Source organism: Streptomyces sp. NPDC050264 (assembly GCF_040655895.1).
Classification (GTDB): domain Bacteria; phylum Actinomycetota; class Actinomycetes; order Streptomycetales; family Streptomycetaceae; genus Streptomyces.
Map to the genome: position 1 here is coordinate 106,544 of NZ_JBFAKV010000022.1, position 15,798 is coordinate 122,341.

The window sequence follows — 15,798 nt, forward strand, 5'->3', positions numbered from 1 at the left end:
TTCAGCTCTCCTTGACGAGTTCGGCGATCTTCTCGGCGTCCACTTCGATGCCCAGGCCCGGCCCCGAGGGGAGCGTGAAGCCCGCCGGGGTGACCTCGAGCGGGTCGCGCAGGATGCTCTGCGCGACGGACAGGGAGTCGGCCTGGAACTCGAAGAACGGCGCGTTCTCGGTGGCCGCGCTGAGGTGGATCCCGGCGGCCAGGGCGACCCCGAGGCCGACCGAGTGGTGACAGGCGACGGGGACGTGGGCCGCCGCAGCCAGCTCGCTGATGGACCGGGCTTCGGTGATGCCGGTGCGTGCGACGTCCGGCTGGGCCAGGCGCAGGGCGCGCCGCGCGATCCAGTCCGCGAACTCGTAGCGGTTGCGCATCGCCTCGCCGACGGCGACGGGAGTGGTGATCCGTGCCGTCAGCTCCCGGTGGCCCTCGACGTCCTCGGGAGCGAGCGGCGCCTCGAAGAAGAGGGCGCCCCGGCGGTCCAGTTCCTGTCCGAGCGTGAGGGCCTCCCCGATCGAGTACGCCCAGTGGGCGTCCACCGCGATCCGCATCCCGGGTGCGGCGGCCGCCACGGCGTCGTAGGTGGCCAGGTCGGTCCCGATGCCCTTGCCGAGGGCCAGCTTGACCATGGTGGCGCCCTGCTCCGCGTAGGAGGCGGCGAGCGCGGCGCGCTCCTCGTCCGTCGGCTCGGGCAGGCCGGACACGTACGCCGGAACGCGATCGCGGTGGGCGCCGCCGAGGAGTTCCGCGACGGGGAGTCCGGTCAGCCGGCCGTGCAGATCCCACAGCGCGATGTCGACGGCGGCCATGGCGTCGGCCTGATGGCCCGTCAGATGGCCGCGTTCCCGCATCAGTTCGCGCATGCGGTGCCACAGGGGACGCACCCGCGTGGGGTCCTGCCCGACGAGCTGGTCGGCCAGGAGCCGGTCCACGACCGCCGCGGGGATCTCCGGCCCGACCGGCGCCAGGGCCTCGCCCCAGCCCCGGCAGCCGTCGTCCGTGCGGATCTCCACCAGGAGCGTCTCGAACCGCCCCGAGTACAGGCTGCGCCAGGGATCGCGTACGACGTAGCCACGTTCCGGTGTGAGCTCCCGCCCGTCCTCCATCCGCCCCAGATAGGCCCGGGGCCCCTCCAATTTCAGTACATGGGTGAGCACCTCGGCGATGCGGGCCATGTCACGTCCTTCCGACGACTTGGCTGTGTCATCCATATTCTGCATAGGCCTTGTAAATAGAGCAAGCATGGTTAACATCGTGGCCACGCGCTCTCAATCATGAGGCAATCCGCTCGGCGAACGCGTCGCCCGACCCACCCGCATGCGAGGTCCCCATGCCCCAGCAGACCACCGCGCCCTCCGCCCCGGGCACCGAGCCCGCCGACACGGCGCCGTCCAGGCGCGTACTGATCGCCGGCAGCATCGGCAACTTCGTCGAGTGGTTCGACATCGGCATCTACGGCACGCTCTCGTCCGTCATCGCCGGAAACTTCTTCGCCCACGGCGACCGCACGGCAGCGCTTCTGTCGACCTTCGCCGTCTTCGCCGTCGGTTTCGCCATCAGGCCGGTCGGCGCGCTCTACTTCGGGCCGCTCGCCGACCGCGTGGGCCGCAACCGCGTACTGGCGATCACCGTCCTCGTCACGTCGCTGTCGACGTTCGCCATCGGCGTCCTGCCCACCTATGCCGCCGTGGGAGCCCTGGCCCCGCTGCTGCTCGTGCTGGCCCGCCTGGTCCAGGGCTTCGCCGCTGGCGGCGAGACGTCCAGCGCCGTGAGCCTGCTGTTCGAGTACGCGCCGCCCAACCGCCGCGGTTACTACACCAGCTACGGCGCCGCGCTGGGATTCGTCGCCTTCGTCTTCGGCGCCGGCACGGCGCTCGTCCTGTCCCTCGCGTTCGGCGACGACCAGATGGCCTCGTACGCCTGGCGCATTCCGTTCCTGCTCGCCTTGCCGCTGGGCGTCGCCGGCCTGTACCTGCGGCTCAAGCTGGACGACACCCCCGAGTTCCGGCGCATGGAGGAGGCCGGTGAAGTCGCCGCGTCCCCCATCAAGGAGACCTTCCGGACCAGCGGGCGCCCCATGCTGATCCTCGCCGGAGTCATCGTCCTCAAGGGGGTCGCCCACTGGATCCTGCAGACCTTCATGGTCAGCTACCTCACCGACACCATGCACTTCGGCCAGGCGCAGGCCTTCGCCGCCTCGACCATCTGCATGGGCGCCGTGGCCGTGCTCATCCCGTGCGCCGGGCTGCTCTCCGACCGCTTCGGCCGCAAGCCCCTGCTCATCAGCGGCGCTCTCGGCCTGATGGTGCTCTCCTGGCCATGCCTGTATCTGATGTCCTACGAGAACGCCACGCTCGCGGTGGTCGCGATGGTGATCCTCGGTCTGCCGATCGCCGCCTACGACGGCGCGGCCAACGCCAGCATGGCCGAGCTGTTCCCCGCCCGGATCCGCACCGGCGCCATCGCCATCCCGTACAACATCTCCGTCAGTCTCTTCGGCGGCACCGCGCCCTACGTCGCCACCTGGCTGGTCACGTCCACCGGCTACGACCTGGCGCCCTCCTGGTACCTGATGTTCGCCGGACTGGTCACCCTGATCACCGTCGTCCTCGGGGTACGGGAAACCGCCGGGCCCCGCGCGCGGCGGATCGTCGCGGGCTGACCCTCCTCCCGGGGGCCGCGGGACCCCCGAGAACGGCCCGGGACAGTGAGCCCACCCATAGGAGCCACGTCACATGCGAAGGGCGGTAGTAGGTACGTGGCCGTCCCGCATGAGGCTATGGGCGGTTTGTCCGACTCCGGCCGACTCCGTCTTCGTACCCGGGTAGTACGTCACACCTTTGCGTCCCCCTCCACGCGCCGCTAACCCTTGCAGTCGTTCCGGTCGTCGAAACCGCGCCGGGCCGACCATCACGTAGTGCACGCATTGGAGAGAGACCCCGCATGACGATCGCCCTCGCCCTGACGCAGACCAGCACCCGCTTCCGCAAGACCTCGGTCTCCGGGATAGCGGCCGCCGGCGCCATCGCCGCGGCCCTCACGCTGGTCCCCTCCACCGCGCACGCCGCCGAGCCGGCCGCGGCGAAGACGACCAAGGCCGCCGCCACCAGCACCAAGGCCGCGACCACGAAGAGCTACCCCGACAACCTCGACGGCTGGATCCGCGAGTCCCTCGACATCATGAAGGCCAAGGGCATCCCCGGCTCCTACGAGGGGCTGCACCGCAACATCATGCGCGAGTCCTCCGGCAACCCGAACGCCCAGAACAACTGGGACGTCAACGCGGTGGCGGGCACCCCGTCCAAGGGCCTGCTGCAGGTCATCCAGCCGACGTTCAACGCGTACCACGTCTCGGGCACCGCGAACAGCCTGACGGACCCGGTCGCCAACATCACCGCGGCCGCCAACTACGCGGCCGACAAGTACGGCTCCATCGACAACGTCGACTCGGCGTACTGAGCGACCGGCCGACGACGAAGGGCAGCGCATGCCGCACGAGAGCGGAAACGAGCACCAGGCGCACATGGCCGACGGCTCGGCGGTGCCCCCCTACGGGCCCGCGCGGGTACGCCGCGCCCGCCGCAAGCCCCGGAAGAAGGCCTTGCGCTACGTCGCATGGGGCGCCCTGGGCCTCGTCCTGGCAGGCGGCGGTGGCACGGCCTACGCCTGGCAGCACCTCAACGGCAACATCCAGGGCACCGACGTGGACGCCGTGCTCGGGAAGGACCGGCCCGGCGAACAGCACGACGGCTCGATGAACATCCTCCTGCTCGGGTCCGACTCCCGGGCCGGAACCCACGGCCAGTACGGCACCGGCGTCGCCGGAGCCCGCGCCGACACGGCGATGGTGCTCCACGTCGACAAGACCCACAAGAAGGCCTCGGTCGTCAGCATTCCGCGCGACACCATGGTCGAGCGGCCCCAGTGCGCGACAGGCCACGGCGGCACCGCACCGGCCGCGCACCAGGCCATGTTCAACTCCTCCTACCAAGTGGGCGGGCCGGCCTGCACCGTCAAAACGGTCGAGAAGATGTCGGGCCTGCGCATGGACCACTACCTCGAAGTCGACTTCAAGGGGTTCCAGAAACTCATCGACGAACTCGGCGGCGTGGACATCACCACCCACAAGGCCATCGAGGACCCCAACAGCGGGCTCTCCCTGAAGGCCGGGCAGCACACGCTCAAGGGCAAGCAGGCACTGGAACTCGTCCGCACCCGGCACGGTGTGGGCGACGGCAGCGACCTGGGCCGCATCCAGCTCCAGCAGGCATTCGTCAAGGCCCTCATCCACCGCGCCGACACCGTCGATCCGCTCAGCCACCCCGGCAAGGCCTACGACCTGGCCGACACCGCGACCAAGACCGTCAGCGCGGACTCCGGCCTGGCCTCCACGGACAAGCTCCTCGGCCTGGGCAAGGACCTGAAGGGCATCAGCCCCGGCCACACGAACATGGTCACGATGCCGGTCACCTACGACACCCAGGACGCGGGCCGGGTGCTGCCGCTGGACAAGGCCTCGCACCGGGTCTGGAGCGCACTGCGCCACGACCGCCCCATCCCGAAGAGCGCGACCCAGGGCTCGGTGGCCGACCGGACCGACTCCCCGGTGTCGACGGGGACCTGACCCGGCACGCCACCCCGCCTGCCTGCTAGAACGGACCCACAGATCAGTACGGGGGCCAGCACGTGCGCCCATTACTTTGTGGGGACGGTTCGGATGCGCAGTGTCGGAGTGGAAGAGGAACTGCTGCTCGTCGACAGCGAGAGCGGCGAGCCACGTGACCTGTCGAGCGCGGTGCTGGCGATGGCCGCGCGCGAGGGGGAGGGGCAGGGCGACGACGACGCCTTCGAGGCCGAACTCCACCGCCAGCAACTGGAGTTCGCCACCAGTCCCCGTGTGGCGATGTCGGAGCTCGCCCAGGAGATCGTCCAATGGCGCCGGGCGGCAGCCCGGCACGCGGAGACAGTCGGCGCCTCGGTCGCCGCACTGGCCACGTCACCGCTGCCCGTGAACCCCAAGGTCGGCACCGGTGAGCGCCACCGGTGGCTCGAGGAACAGTTCGGTCTGACCACGTTGGAACAGCTCACCTGTGGCTGCCACGTGCACGTCTCCGTGGAGTCCGACGACGAGGGCGTGGCAGTGCTGAACCGCATCCGGCCCTGGCTGTCCGTGCTGCTCGCGCTGAGCGCCAACTCCCCCTTCTGGCAGGGCAAGGATTCCGACTACAGCAGTTACCGCAGCCGGGTGTGGGGGCGTTGGCCGTCCGCGGGACCGGTGGAACTCTTCGACGACGCCGCCGCGTACCACGAGCAGATCCGGGCCATGGTCGCGACGGGCGTCCTGCGGGACCAGGGCATGGTCTACTTCGACGCCCGCCTCTCGGCGAACTATCCGACCGTCGAGGTACGCGTGGCCGACGTCTGCCTGGAACCGTCGATGACCGTGCTCCTGGCCATGCTGGTGCGCGGCCTCGTCGAGACCGCCGCCCGGCAGTGGCGGGCCGGCGAACCTCCTGCCGAGTTCCCGGTGGCCCTGATCCGCCTGGCCAGTTGGCGTGCGGGCCGCTCCGGCCTGGAGGATGAGCTGGTGAGCCCGGTGCTCATGCGGCCGGTACCGGCCCTCACCGCCGTGGAGTCCCTCTTCGAGCACGTCCGGCCCGCGCTGGAGGACGCCGGCGACTACGACGAGGCCCGCTCCCGCCTGTCCCGGATCCTGCGCGACGGCAACGGCGCGCGTATCCAGCGCGAGACCCTCGCCCGCACGGGCAGCCTGCGGGAGGTCGTCAACGAGTGTGTACGGCGCACCAGCAGCGCTGTGTGATCCACCTCTTTGGAGTGGGGGCGGGGCCCGGGCGGGCCCCGCCCCCACTCCAAAGGGCCGCACCTGTCGGTCACTTCGGGCAGTACTCCGCCTCGATGACCGCCTGGCTGTCCCCGGACCAGTCGCCGTTGAAGTTGAAGGCCAGCGAGTGCTTGCCGTCCGTGGTGGTCACGGCCTGGGACGCCGAACCCTGGATGTTGCCGCCGTGTCCCCAGACCGTGACGCCGCAGGACGGCGAGAACTTCATCAGCCCCAGCCCGTAGGCCGTGATCAGTCCGGCCCCGCTGACCGGGACGGTGGTCTTCATCTCCTTGAGCTGCGCCGCGGGCAGCAACGTGCCGCCCAGCAGGGCCGAGTAGAAGTGGTTCAGGTCCCCGGAGTCGGAGATCACCGCGCCCGCCGAACCCGCGGCCGACGGATTGAGCTCGGTGACGTCGTAGGCCGGGCCCGTCGGCTGCGGTGTCAGGGAAAGTCTGGAGTACGCGCGTGAACTCGGCGCCGGCATCGACGAGGCGGTGCGGGGGACGGAGGTGGCGTACAGGCCGAGCGGCCGGATGATGCGCTGCTTGATCTCGTCCTCGAAGGAGCGGCCCGTGACCTTCTCGATGATCATTCCGGCCAGGATGTAGTTGGTGTTCGAGTAGCTCCAGCTCGTCCCCGGGTCGAAGAGCGGCTTCTGGCGCAGGGCGATGCCCACCAACTGCGCGGGCGTGTACGTGTCGTAGCGGTGCTCCAGGAACTCCTCGGTGAAACCCCGCTCCAGGAACTCCGGGTCGGCGGTGTAGCTGGGAACCCCGCTGGTGTGGTTGAGGAGTTGGCGCACCGATATCCGGCGGCCGTCGTTGCCGTTGCCCCGAACCACCCCGGGCAGCCACGTGTCGACCGTGCTGTCGAGGCCGATCCTGCCCTCCGCCTCCAACTGGAGCAGCACCGTCGCGACGAACGTCTTGGTCATGCTGCCGACCCGGTAGCGGTCGAACGCGGAGCGGGGCGCGCCCGTCCCGAGGTTCCCGACGCCCGCGGCCGCCGGCCAGAGCGAGTAGGCGTCCTTGACCTGCCCGGCGACCCCGGGCACCCCGGCCCGCACCGCGGCGTCCATGGCCGCCCGGGTCCGCGCGTGCCCCAGGCCCGAGCCCTCCACCGCGCTCTGATCGGCCGCCACGGGTGAGGTGAACGACGCCGCGGTCAGCGCCGCCGTCACCAGACCCACCGCGCCGATCCGCGTTCTGCGCACTGCCATCTGCTGCCCCTTTCGGTTGTCCGCTCCTCGAACTGGTGCTGTCCGGAAGCTAGGGGCAGAGCCCCGGCCGTCGCTTCGTCGAGGTCGACGACGCGGCGCCGGGCGTTCATCGGGGGCAACGAACGGCCCGGCGGCCCCCCGTCAGGCGCGCTGGAAGAACTCCACCTCCGCGAGGGCGATATGGCGGCCGCGGGTCAGCCCGGCGGGGGCTTCGAGGGTGAGGCGGATGGCCGTGACCTCGCTGATGCCGACCTGGATCGTCTGCGAGCCGGGCTTGTCGCTCAAGGTGAACTCCTTGTGCTGCACCTCGCCGTCCCGCGTCGTCACCTCGGCGTCGATACGAAGAGCCCGAGCCTCCTGGGCGTACTCCTCGGCGGACTTCGACGCGCCATTGGTGATGATCACGTCAAGCAGCCGGAACGGCTTGTCGAACGTGTACGTGACGGAGGCGCCGGGGCCGGGCACCCCCCAGTAGTGATTGCTCACCCCGTCGGTGGTGTTGGCCGCCGGATGCCCGGGCAGCGCCGCGCCGGCGGAGACGCTCGACGGGGTCACCGCCTTGGCCTTGCCGAGTTTGTCCCGCGTGTCCTCGAACAAGTTGCGCCCGGCCGGGAGCAACAGGAAACCGCCCGCGCACAGCGCCAGCACGACGGCGAGGATGACCAACAGCCGTACCATGCGGCCCGATCCGGACCGGGTGCGACGCCGGAACGGCCACACGGTCCGCCACCACGGCAGCGGAGCGGCCGTCGCGGAGGGGGCCAGCGGCGCGGCACACCGCCGGCAGAAGCGGCGGCCGGGCGGGTTGGGTGTCCCGCACACCGGGCACGGCGGACCGGATATCTCCTTGTCCGCCGCGACGGGACGCACCACCGGGCGCGGAGCGACGGCCCGCCCGGGTTTCACCGGCTGCGGCCCGGCCGGGGCGGGGGCCTGCGGCGGCGCCGGGGGACGCGGTGCGGCGGGGCCGGTGGCACGGTCCGGGGCTGCGCTGGGCGGGGGGCCCGCCCCGTCGGCCGGCTCGGGCGGAGACCCGGCGCTCGGAGCGGTCGTGGGCATCGGGGGAGGCGGCGGTGCGGCGTGGGGGGCAGGAGTGCGCGCCGGAGCGGCGGGGGCGGGCGTGTCGGCTGAGGCCGAACCGGAGGCCGGCGTCGGCGCCGCATCGGATGCCCCTGCCGCACCGGACGGCCCTGCCGCGCTCGGGCGAGTGCCCTCGGCAGGCAAGGGCGCGGGCGCCGCGTCGGGCGTCCCGGGCTGTTCCGTGCCGGCCGTGGGGGCCGTGGGGGCCGTGGGGGCGGCCGTGGCAGCCGCGGGGGACCGCTCGGCACCGATGTCCGTCTCCGGTCCGGCGGACACCCGTGCCGAGCGGCCGGCCGCGGCCTCGTCCGACCAGCCCAGGTAGTTGCCGCAGTTGCCGCAGAAGTCGTCCGTCTCCCCGTTGGACGCTCCGCAGGCAGGGCACTCGCGCATGGCCGTCACCTTCCGTCGTCGGTGGGCGGTCCGGCCAGGACCTCCACCCGGTATGCCGTGTGCACCGGGCACAGGGTCCGGACAAGTTCGCGGACCCGGTCCGCGTCGACCCGGGCCGTCCGGTCGGGCCACACCCGGATCAGTACCTCGGCGTCGGGCGCGGGCGGCAGCTCCGCACCCGCCGTGCGCGACCAGGTCGCCCCGCCGCCTCCGACCACGTCCGCGCCCACGCCGAGTACCAGCCGCAGCGCCTCGGTCAGGCCGCGCGCGGTGCCGCGGCCGCGGTGCAGTTCCATCGCCCGGACGGTGGCCTCACGGCGCAGTTCGAGCGGCCGGCGTGGGTCGTCGGCGCCGCCGACCCACGAGGCGAGCCAGGCCAGGAAGTCGGCCGGGGCCACGCGTGGATCGAGGTAGGCGGGCAGGTTGTCCAGCGTCGCGAACACCGGCGCGAGGACCGTGTCGAGGCCTGCCGTGAACCGCTGGGCGAAGTCGTCCTCGGCGTACAGGGCGGGCAGTTGCTCCCCGATCGGATACCGGCTGGGCAGGCCGGGAACGGCGGACCGGCTCATGCGCGGGCCTCCGGCTCCGCGACGCCCACGACCACTTGGTGCTGGTACGAGAAGACGAGGGTGCCCGCGCCGATGTCGATGCGGTCGGCGGGCGCACCGCGCCGCCCGGTGATCGGATCGGCGGCGAACAGCCGGATGTCCTCCACCAGCACGTCCTTGACGGCACGTTGCAGAACGCCGAACACCTCCCCGTACTGAACCGGCCGCCCGAACGGCCAGCCGGTGCCGTCGGCCCCGCCGTGCAGCGGGTTGAGGTGGCGGAACAGGGAGGCCAGCGCCGCCTCGCGCACCCGGTCGGTCTCGCCGGCCGGTGCCGTGAGCCGGGCGACGACGGTGACGCCCTGGTAGACCGGCGGCTCCACGACGAGCCGGGTCCCGATCAGACGCCGCTCGTCGAGGGCCTCGGTGATCGTGGCGAGCACCTGGTCGGAGGGGATCAACTGCTCGAAGCGGAGCCGGTCGTCGCCCTCGTCGGCCACCGCGTCCGGCACCACCAGGACCCGTACCGCCCCGGGACTGTCGGCGGCGGGCAGGCAGCGCACCCGGCGCACCGACGGCGCCGCCTGCCGGGCGATGATCTCGTGGTCCTCGGCGGTCACCGCGCGTTCCTGCATCCGCAGCGCCTGCGGGGCGCGCAGCTTGGCGTTCTCGACGCTCTCCCCGGAGACGCCGCCGAGTGCCGCCTCCCGGTTGTCCACGCGCGCGACGTACGGGACGGAGCTGCGCAGCACGTTGATCGCGCCCCGGGCGACGTTGCCGGCCTGGCCGCCGCCCGTGCGGTAGCGGGCCACGCGCACCTGGGCGCCCTTCGGCGGTACGGCCCCGCAGGCACGCAGGGTGCCGTCGGCCTCGCGGAGGACCGGCGGGAACGTGAACTCGCCCGTGGAGGCGTTGACGTGGACGTGCCGGTCCTCGGGGCCCGAACGCCCGAAGTGGCTCACGACGTCCCAGCGATGCCATCCGTCGGCCGAGGACACCTCCACCACCGGCGGTTCCCCGTCGAGCAGCACGGGCGGGCGGTCGAGCCGGAACGTCTGCCCGGCGACCCCCTCCGACGTGCCCAGCGGCACATCGGTCACCGTCTCGGCGTGTTCCGCCCGCATGGTGCCGCCGACGGTGAACACCGTGGCCTCGCGCACCGTGGGGGACTCCGAGTAGAACGGCTGGCCGGGCTCCGCCTCGACGACCCGGCAGCGCAACCAGCCGGCGCGCGTCCCGCCGACGACCGACGCGGTGTGCCCGGCCGGCACGTACACGATGACCTCACCCGGCTTGTTCAGACCGCCGGTCGAGTCCTCGCCGGTCTCGCAGCGCTGCCAGCGCCCGCCGTCCCACGCCTCCCACACCAGCGGAGGCTGGCGCGGGTCCACTCCGACACCCTCGACCTGGCTGTCCAGGCGGACCGCGACGATGCACCGGGGCACGGCCGTCGGCAGCCCGAACAGCAGCGCGTCGCCGGGCTCGGGCGCCGCCTGGAAGCACGGCACGCCGAGGCCCTCGGCGAGCGCACCGGTCCTGTCCGTCTGCTCGCCGCTGCGCGGCGCGGTCACCAGACGGATCAACTCGCTGGGCAGAATGCTCAGTTCACCGGTGGTGGCGAACACCACGGCGTCCTCGTTCTCCCCGGCCGCGGTGGTGACCTCGGTGCCCGGGTCGAGCGTGACCGCGTCCGGCTGCGGGGCCGACAGCCAGAAGTCGATCTCGGCGCCGGCGGCCACGGGCGGGAACAGCGTGATGCCCAACAGGTCCAGGAACGCCAGGTAGTTCTTGTCGGGGACCCGGTTCAGCCGGTACAGCAGCTGGTCCACGAGGTAGGCGAACGTCTCGATCAGCGTGACGCCGGGGTCGGACACGTTGTGGTCCGTCCACTCGGGCGCACGCTGCTGCACGTACCGCTTCGCCTCGTCGACGAGCTGCTGGAACCGTCGGTCGTCCAGATTGGGGGAGGGCAGGGCCATCAGTTGCCGACCGCTTCCTCGGTCCCCTCCTCCGAGGGGATCGTGTAGAAGGGAAAGACCAGGTTGCGCCGGTCGTTGGTGGTGCGCACGGTGTAGTGCACGTCGATGTAGAGGGTGCCCGCGTCCACCGAGTCGAAGGCGACGACCACCTCGTCCACGGTGACCCGGGGCTCCCACCGCTCCAACGCCTCGCGCACCTGCTGCGCGACCCGCCCGGCGGTGGTGCCGTCGCCCGGCGCGAAGACGTAGTCGTGGATGCCGCAGCCGAACTCGGGCCGCATCGGCCGCTCGCCGGGCGCCGTGCCGAGGACGAGCCGGATGGCCTCCTCGATCTCCCGCCCCCGCTCGACCATGGCGATGCCACCGGTGGGGCCGACCCGCAGCGGGAACGCCCAGCCCCGGCCGATGAACCGCTCGCTCACAGAACTCCCCCTATTTCCACGGACAGCTGGCCCGGCAGGAGCTGCGCGCCGCACGCCGTCTTGTCACCCACGCGTGCGGCGGGCAGGCCGCCGATGAGGACCGTGCCGCCGACCAGGTCGGCCGGGTCGGGCACGATCACGTTGGCCGCCAGCAGGGCCGCGTGCGGCACGATCGGGCAGACGTGCAGACTGCCGACGACGGCCGCCGGCAGACCGCCGATCAGCACGCTCTCGACCGCGAGGGCGGCCGGGGGCGGCGGGGTGGTGACCCGGCCGCCGTGGTTGGTGGGGTCACCGGTTCGGACTGCTGCGGGCATCGAGGCTCCTTCGCGCGCGATGGGGGACGTTTCCGGTTGTCCGGGTATCCGGACAACCGGATGCCCGGGGTCAGTTGATCTTGATGAGCTTCGCCTTGAGGATCCCGATGAGTCCACCGTCGACGGCGACCTCGGACCGGCCGGTCACGGCCACCTTGCGACCGCTGACGTCGACGGAGGACTGGCCCTGGATGTTCACCCTGCGCCCCTTGATGTTCACCTCACCCCGCCCCGCGTCGAGCGTGATGCCGTCCTTGTCCATGACCAGGGACGTCGCGACCTGCTGGGGCGCCCGGTACACGGTCACCTCGATCCGGTCCTTGCGGTCGTCGAGGCGCACTTCGAGACGCTTGTCCCCGGTCATCAGGCGCAGCCCCGAAGGGCCGGGGTTCGGGGCGTCGAGCAGTTCGACCCGGTGTCCCGAACGCGACACCACGGAACGCCGGTTGACCTTGCCGCTCGTCTTGTCGATCAGCGGCACGTCGTGCGGCGACGGCTTGTCGACGCCGTTGTAGAGCCCGCCGATGACGTACGGACTGTCGAGCAGCCCCTGCTCGAACCCGACGAGCACCTCGTCGTTGACCTCGGGGCTGACCACGCCACCGCCGCCCTTGCCGCCCCACTGCACGGTGCGTACCCAGTCGCTGACGTAGGTGTCGTCCAGCCAGGGGAACTTGAGGCGTACCGCACCACGGTCCGAACCCGTCGGCTCCTCGCGCACGTCCGTCACCACACCGATCGCCAGTCCCGGCAGGCGCGGGCCGCGGCCGGGCGCGTTGGCCCCGGTGACGAGTCCGGTCAGCGAGCGGTCCGGACTCGAACTCACCCACACCGTGGTCCGGTAGCCGCCGTGCGGCTCCAGGACGTGCTGCACGGCCGTCGCCGTGTACCGCCCGGAGAACGCCTTGCCGACGTTGCCGAGCGCGATCGGCTTCCCGGCGCGCAGCATCGGGTTGCCCTCGACGACGGCCTCCAACTCGGCGAATCCCGAGGCCACTTGTTCGGCCGTGGCCCGCGCGACGGCCGTCGTCTCGGCCTGCGTGCGGTACGGGGTGTCGGTGACGGTGACCTGGGTCGCCTTGCCGAACCGGTTGACGGACGCCGGGTCGAGACCCGGCACCACGGTGCCGCTGACCATGGACGCGTGCTCCGCCTTCAACGGCCGCTTGGTGGTGACGTCCCAGCCGCGCACCTGCACCTTCGACGCGGCGTCGGCGGTCGTCAGGGCGGCGCGCAGCGCCAGCAGGTTCCGCCCGTACTCCAGGACCATCGGGTTCGTGGTCGCCGACGTCGACGGCGCGGGCGCCCCGGACGCCCGCAACGGCCGGGTGAACTGCAGCACGCCCTTGTCGTCGACGCGCACCACGGCACCGCACTCGCCCGCCAGGTACTGCAGGAAGTCCCAGTCGGAGACATTGGCCTGCGACAGCTGCCGGTGGGTGACGGCCGGCGCCTCCACCTTCCCGACGGCGAGACCGGCACCCGTCGCCACCTTGCGGATGATCGCGGACGTCGTCATGTTCCGGTACGCCTCCACCTTGCGGCCCCGCTGGAGGCGGTGCGTCTTGGAGTACGCGCGGACGACGGTGAACGTGCCGGTGCTGTCCCGGTCCAGTTCGAGGGCGGTGACCTCGCCGTTGAACAGGCGCTCGCGCGCCCGCCCCTTCACGGTCACCACCGACACCCGCAGCGGGGTGCCGATGGTGATGCCGGTCGCGGCCAGGAACTCGTGGCCCGGGTCGCGGTAGGTGAGCACCGCCATGTCGGGCAGGCCGACGTTCTCGTCCACCACGCAGCTCACCAGCTGCCCCGCCCAGGTGGCGGGCAGCTCGGCAGGCGCCTCGACCACGGGATCGGCCGCGAACGACCGCCCGTCGCGTGCCTCGGGTGTCGTCACGACTCCTCCTCGTCCCACGCGTTCCGGACACCCGGCACCACGAGCTCGGTGCCGGGGACCAGCGCCATCGGGTCATCGATCTCGTTGGCCTCCGCGATGGCCCGCCAGGCGGTCGCGTCCCCGTACTCGCGCCAGGCCAGCATCGCGAGACTGTCGCCCGCCACGACCGTGTGCGTACTGCGCGCGGTGCGCGATCCCGACGTCGGGTTCTGCCCCGGCGGATCGACGCTCGCCTCCTCGATGGAGAGCGAACAGGTGGCCCGCAGCGGCGTTCCGTCCACGTCGAAGAGCGTGTACGACACCGACAGGCTGGACATGACCCCGTCGAACGACGTGGTGCGCGCCGTACCCCACTCGAACCGCACCCAGGGGCTGGCCGGCTTCTTGCGCCCCAGACTCGCCGGGGTCGGCACACAGGCCTTCATCAGCTTCTCCACCGCCTGCTCCACGGAGTTGTCGTGGGTGGCGGTGGCGTCCAGGAACACATCGAGGCTCAGGCTGCGCGGCCCGCTGCCGACGAACTCCGGCAGCGCGGACTCGCCCGCCATCCGCGACGGCGTGCGCCGCCACTCGGTGGACTTGCTCAACTGCAGCGTCGAGGGGTTGAACTGGAGGTCGAGGCGCGCGATCGTGCCGCCGGGCCTGGACCCGACCGAAGTCGGCGGCTCCTTCAGCGTGAGCTGGGCCCTGGCGCGGCCGGCGCGGCCCGATGGGGACATGACGTGCGTTCCTTTCCGAAAGTGTGGGGAGCCTCTCCGAGGGCGGGTCAGGAGGGCGACAGGCCCTCGTGGGCGATCTCCAGCGTCTCCATCGCCGCCGCGGAGTTGGCCGGGTCGAACGACGGTCCCTGCCAGCGCACGGGCACGATGCCGTAGACCTGCCAGCCGATGATCCGGCTCAGGTCCGGCCGCAGCGCGACGATCTCGCCGTCCTTGGGCTCGACCCGGCGCAGCGTCTCGTCGAGCCAGCGCGCGATCTTCGCCGTGTCGGCCGTGACGGGCCGGGTGAGCGTGATGTTCGACCAGGTGACGCGGCCCGGCAGCTGCCAGGTGAAACCGTTGTTGCCGCCTTCGGCGTAACTCTCCATCTCGACCTCGGCACCCATGCCGGAACAGGTGTGGAACGCGCCGAGATCGTTGCCGCCGATGGCGAGCCGGAAGAACACGCTCGTCGCGAAGATGTTGTCCGTCATGCGTCCGTCCGTCGTCCGTTCTTCCTGCACTGCTCGTCCGTACTCACCCCTGCTCCGCTGCCCGCCCCCGGACGGGACGCATGGTCAGCGGCGGCCGTCGCCGGGCCTGCCCGTCCGGTCCCGGCCACGCCGTAATTCGGTACGCAGCAGTCGGGACACCGGGTCGATCAGCCGACGGGCCAGCTCGTCCAGGTCGGCGCCGGGCGCCGGTGCTGCGCTTCCGCCGTTGCCACTCGCGCCCTTGGCCGAGGCTTTGTCGCCCTGGGCCGTCCGGGTCTGCGTACCGGTGGAGGTCTTCGCAGCCGATGCCGTGGCGCTGTCTCCTCCCGCCGCGGAGCCCGCGTCCCGCTGGACGACCTGTGCCGCGGGGCGCACCACGGGGACGGGCCCGGCCCCCGGGCCCTGGGCGGACTGAGCGGACTGGGGTGTGAACGTCGGCTGCACAGGGGGGAGTTGGGATCGGGGGGAGGTCACGGGCAGCGCGCGGGTCGGCACCGGCGCCGGTGTTGAGGGAGCCGGGTGGGATAGGGGCGCGGCCGGGGCCTGGGCGGGGGCGGGTTGCACGCGGCGGGGCGGGGCAGCGCCGATGGGGGCGCGCTGGATGTCCGGCGCGCTGCTGCCCGGGGTCTCCGGTGCGCGGCCCCAACGGGGTACGACGACGGGGCGAGCGGCGGCTCGTGGAGTGGGCGGGGCCACGCCGTCGGCCGCCTGCGTGCTCAGGGTGAGGCGGCGCGCGGGCAGGAGCCGCACGGTGGACCGGAGCGTGGGCGCCGAGTGGGTACCGGACGCTACCGGGCCGGTCACCGCACGTGCGACGACCAGAGGAACGGCACGGGATCCGCCCCCGGCTCGCCGGGGTGACGCCGCGTCCGGCCGTCCCGCGTCCCGCGCTGTGCTCGTGGTCGCGCGCGGGTCC

Annotated in this window: 15 protein-coding genes; 4 read left to right on the forward strand and 11 right to left on the reverse strand. The window is 72.1% G+C overall.

Features of this window, described 5'->3' with window-relative positions:
- Position 1: 1 nt before the first annotated feature.
- Positions 2-1,171 (reverse strand): mandelate racemase/muconate lactonizing enzyme family protein, encoded by a 1,170-nt coding sequence (locus AB0J02_RS32140; RefSeq protein WP_363197341.1) that lies wholly within the window; start codon positions 1,169-1,171, stop codon positions 2-4.
- Between the two features lie 155 nt (positions 1,172-1,326).
- Here AB0J02_RS32140 and AB0J02_RS32145 point away from each other — a divergent pair, with 155 nt between their 5' ends.
- From AB0J02_RS32145 to AB0J02_RS32160, 4 genes are all read left to right on the forward strand, one after another.
- The gene (locus AB0J02_RS32145) at positions 1,327-2,658 is read left to right on the forward strand and encodes an MFS transporter (protein ID WP_363197342.1); all 1,332 of its coding nucleotides are present in this window, start codon (positions 1,327-1,329) and stop codon (positions 2,656-2,658) included.
- A gap of 263 nt (positions 2,659-2,921) precedes the next feature.
- Positions 2,922-3,455, forward strand: a complete 534-nt coding sequence (locus AB0J02_RS32150) for a transglycosylase SLT domain-containing protein (protein ID WP_363197405.1) — start codon at positions 2,922-2,924, stop codon at positions 3,453-3,455.
- Between the two features lie 28 nt (positions 3,456-3,483).
- A complete protein-coding gene (locus AB0J02_RS32155; protein WP_363197343.1) occupies positions 3,484-4,620 on the forward strand; it encodes an LCP family protein in 1,137 nt (378 codons plus the stop codon).
- A 93-nt stretch (positions 4,621-4,713) separates the two neighbouring features.
- A complete protein-coding gene (locus AB0J02_RS32160; protein WP_363197344.1) occupies positions 4,714-5,817 on the forward strand; it encodes a glutamate--cysteine ligase in 1,104 nt (367 codons plus the stop codon).
- 70 nt (positions 5,818-5,887) lie between these two features.
- On the opposite strand, the gene AB0J02_RS32165 is transcribed toward AB0J02_RS32160, so the two are convergent.
- From AB0J02_RS32165 to AB0J02_RS32210, 10 genes are all read right to left on the reverse strand, one after another.
- Positions 5,888-7,057, reverse strand: coding sequence for a serine hydrolase domain-containing protein (locus tag AB0J02_RS32165; RefSeq protein ID WP_363197345.1), 1,170 nt, complete (start codon positions 7,055-7,057; stop codon positions 5,888-5,890).
- Between the two features lie 141 nt (positions 7,058-7,198).
- Positions 7,199-8,527: a zinc-ribbon domain-containing protein gene (locus AB0J02_RS32170; protein ID WP_363197346.1), complete on the reverse strand. Its 1,329-nt coding sequence runs from the start codon at positions 8,525-8,527 to the stop codon at positions 7,199-7,201.
- A gap of 5 nt (positions 8,528-8,532) precedes the next feature.
- Entirely contained in the window at positions 8,533-9,096 is a 564-nt protein-coding gene (locus AB0J02_RS32175; RefSeq protein WP_363197347.1) for a phage tail protein, read from the reverse strand.
- A complete protein-coding gene (locus AB0J02_RS32180) occupies positions 9,093-11,054 on the reverse strand; it encodes a putative baseplate assembly protein (RefSeq protein WP_363197348.1) in 1,962 nt (653 codons plus the stop codon). The genes AB0J02_RS32175 and AB0J02_RS32180 overlap by 4 nt, the downstream gene beginning before the upstream one ends.
- Positions 11,054-11,476 (reverse strand): GPW/gp25 family protein, encoded by a 423-nt coding sequence (locus tag AB0J02_RS32185; RefSeq protein ID WP_363197349.1) that lies wholly within the window; start codon positions 11,474-11,476, stop codon positions 11,054-11,056. Before AB0J02_RS32185 ends, AB0J02_RS32180 begins: the two co-directional genes overlap by 1 nt.
- Positions 11,473-11,793: a PAAR domain-containing protein gene (locus tag AB0J02_RS32190; protein ID WP_363197350.1), complete on the reverse strand. Its 321-nt coding sequence runs from the start codon at positions 11,791-11,793 to the stop codon at positions 11,473-11,475. The genes AB0J02_RS32185 and AB0J02_RS32190 overlap by 4 nt, the downstream gene beginning before the upstream one ends.
- A gap of 70 nt (positions 11,794-11,863) precedes the next feature.
- Complete coding sequence (locus AB0J02_RS32195) at positions 11,864-13,690, reverse strand: VgrG-related protein (RefSeq protein WP_363197351.1); 1,827 nt, start codon at positions 13,688-13,690, stop codon at positions 11,864-11,866.
- The gene (locus AB0J02_RS32200) at positions 13,687-14,409 is read right to left on the reverse strand and encodes a LysM peptidoglycan-binding domain-containing protein (protein WP_363197352.1); all 723 of its coding nucleotides are present in this window, start codon (positions 14,407-14,409) and stop codon (positions 13,687-13,689) included. The genes AB0J02_RS32195 and AB0J02_RS32200 overlap by 4 nt, the downstream gene beginning before the upstream one ends.
- Before the next feature lie 47 nt (positions 14,410-14,456).
- The gene (locus AB0J02_RS32205) at positions 14,457-14,882 is read right to left on the reverse strand and encodes a phage tail protein (protein WP_363197353.1); all 426 of its coding nucleotides are present in this window, start codon (positions 14,880-14,882) and stop codon (positions 14,457-14,459) included.
- A gap of 84 nt (positions 14,883-14,966) precedes the next feature.
- Positions 14,967-15,326 carry a hypothetical protein gene (locus tag AB0J02_RS32210; protein WP_363197354.1) on the reverse strand — a complete coding sequence of 120 codons (360 nt, stop codon included), beginning with the start codon at positions 15,324-15,326 and terminating at the stop codon, positions 14,967-14,969.
- Between the last annotated feature and the right edge of the window lie 472 nt (positions 15,327-15,798).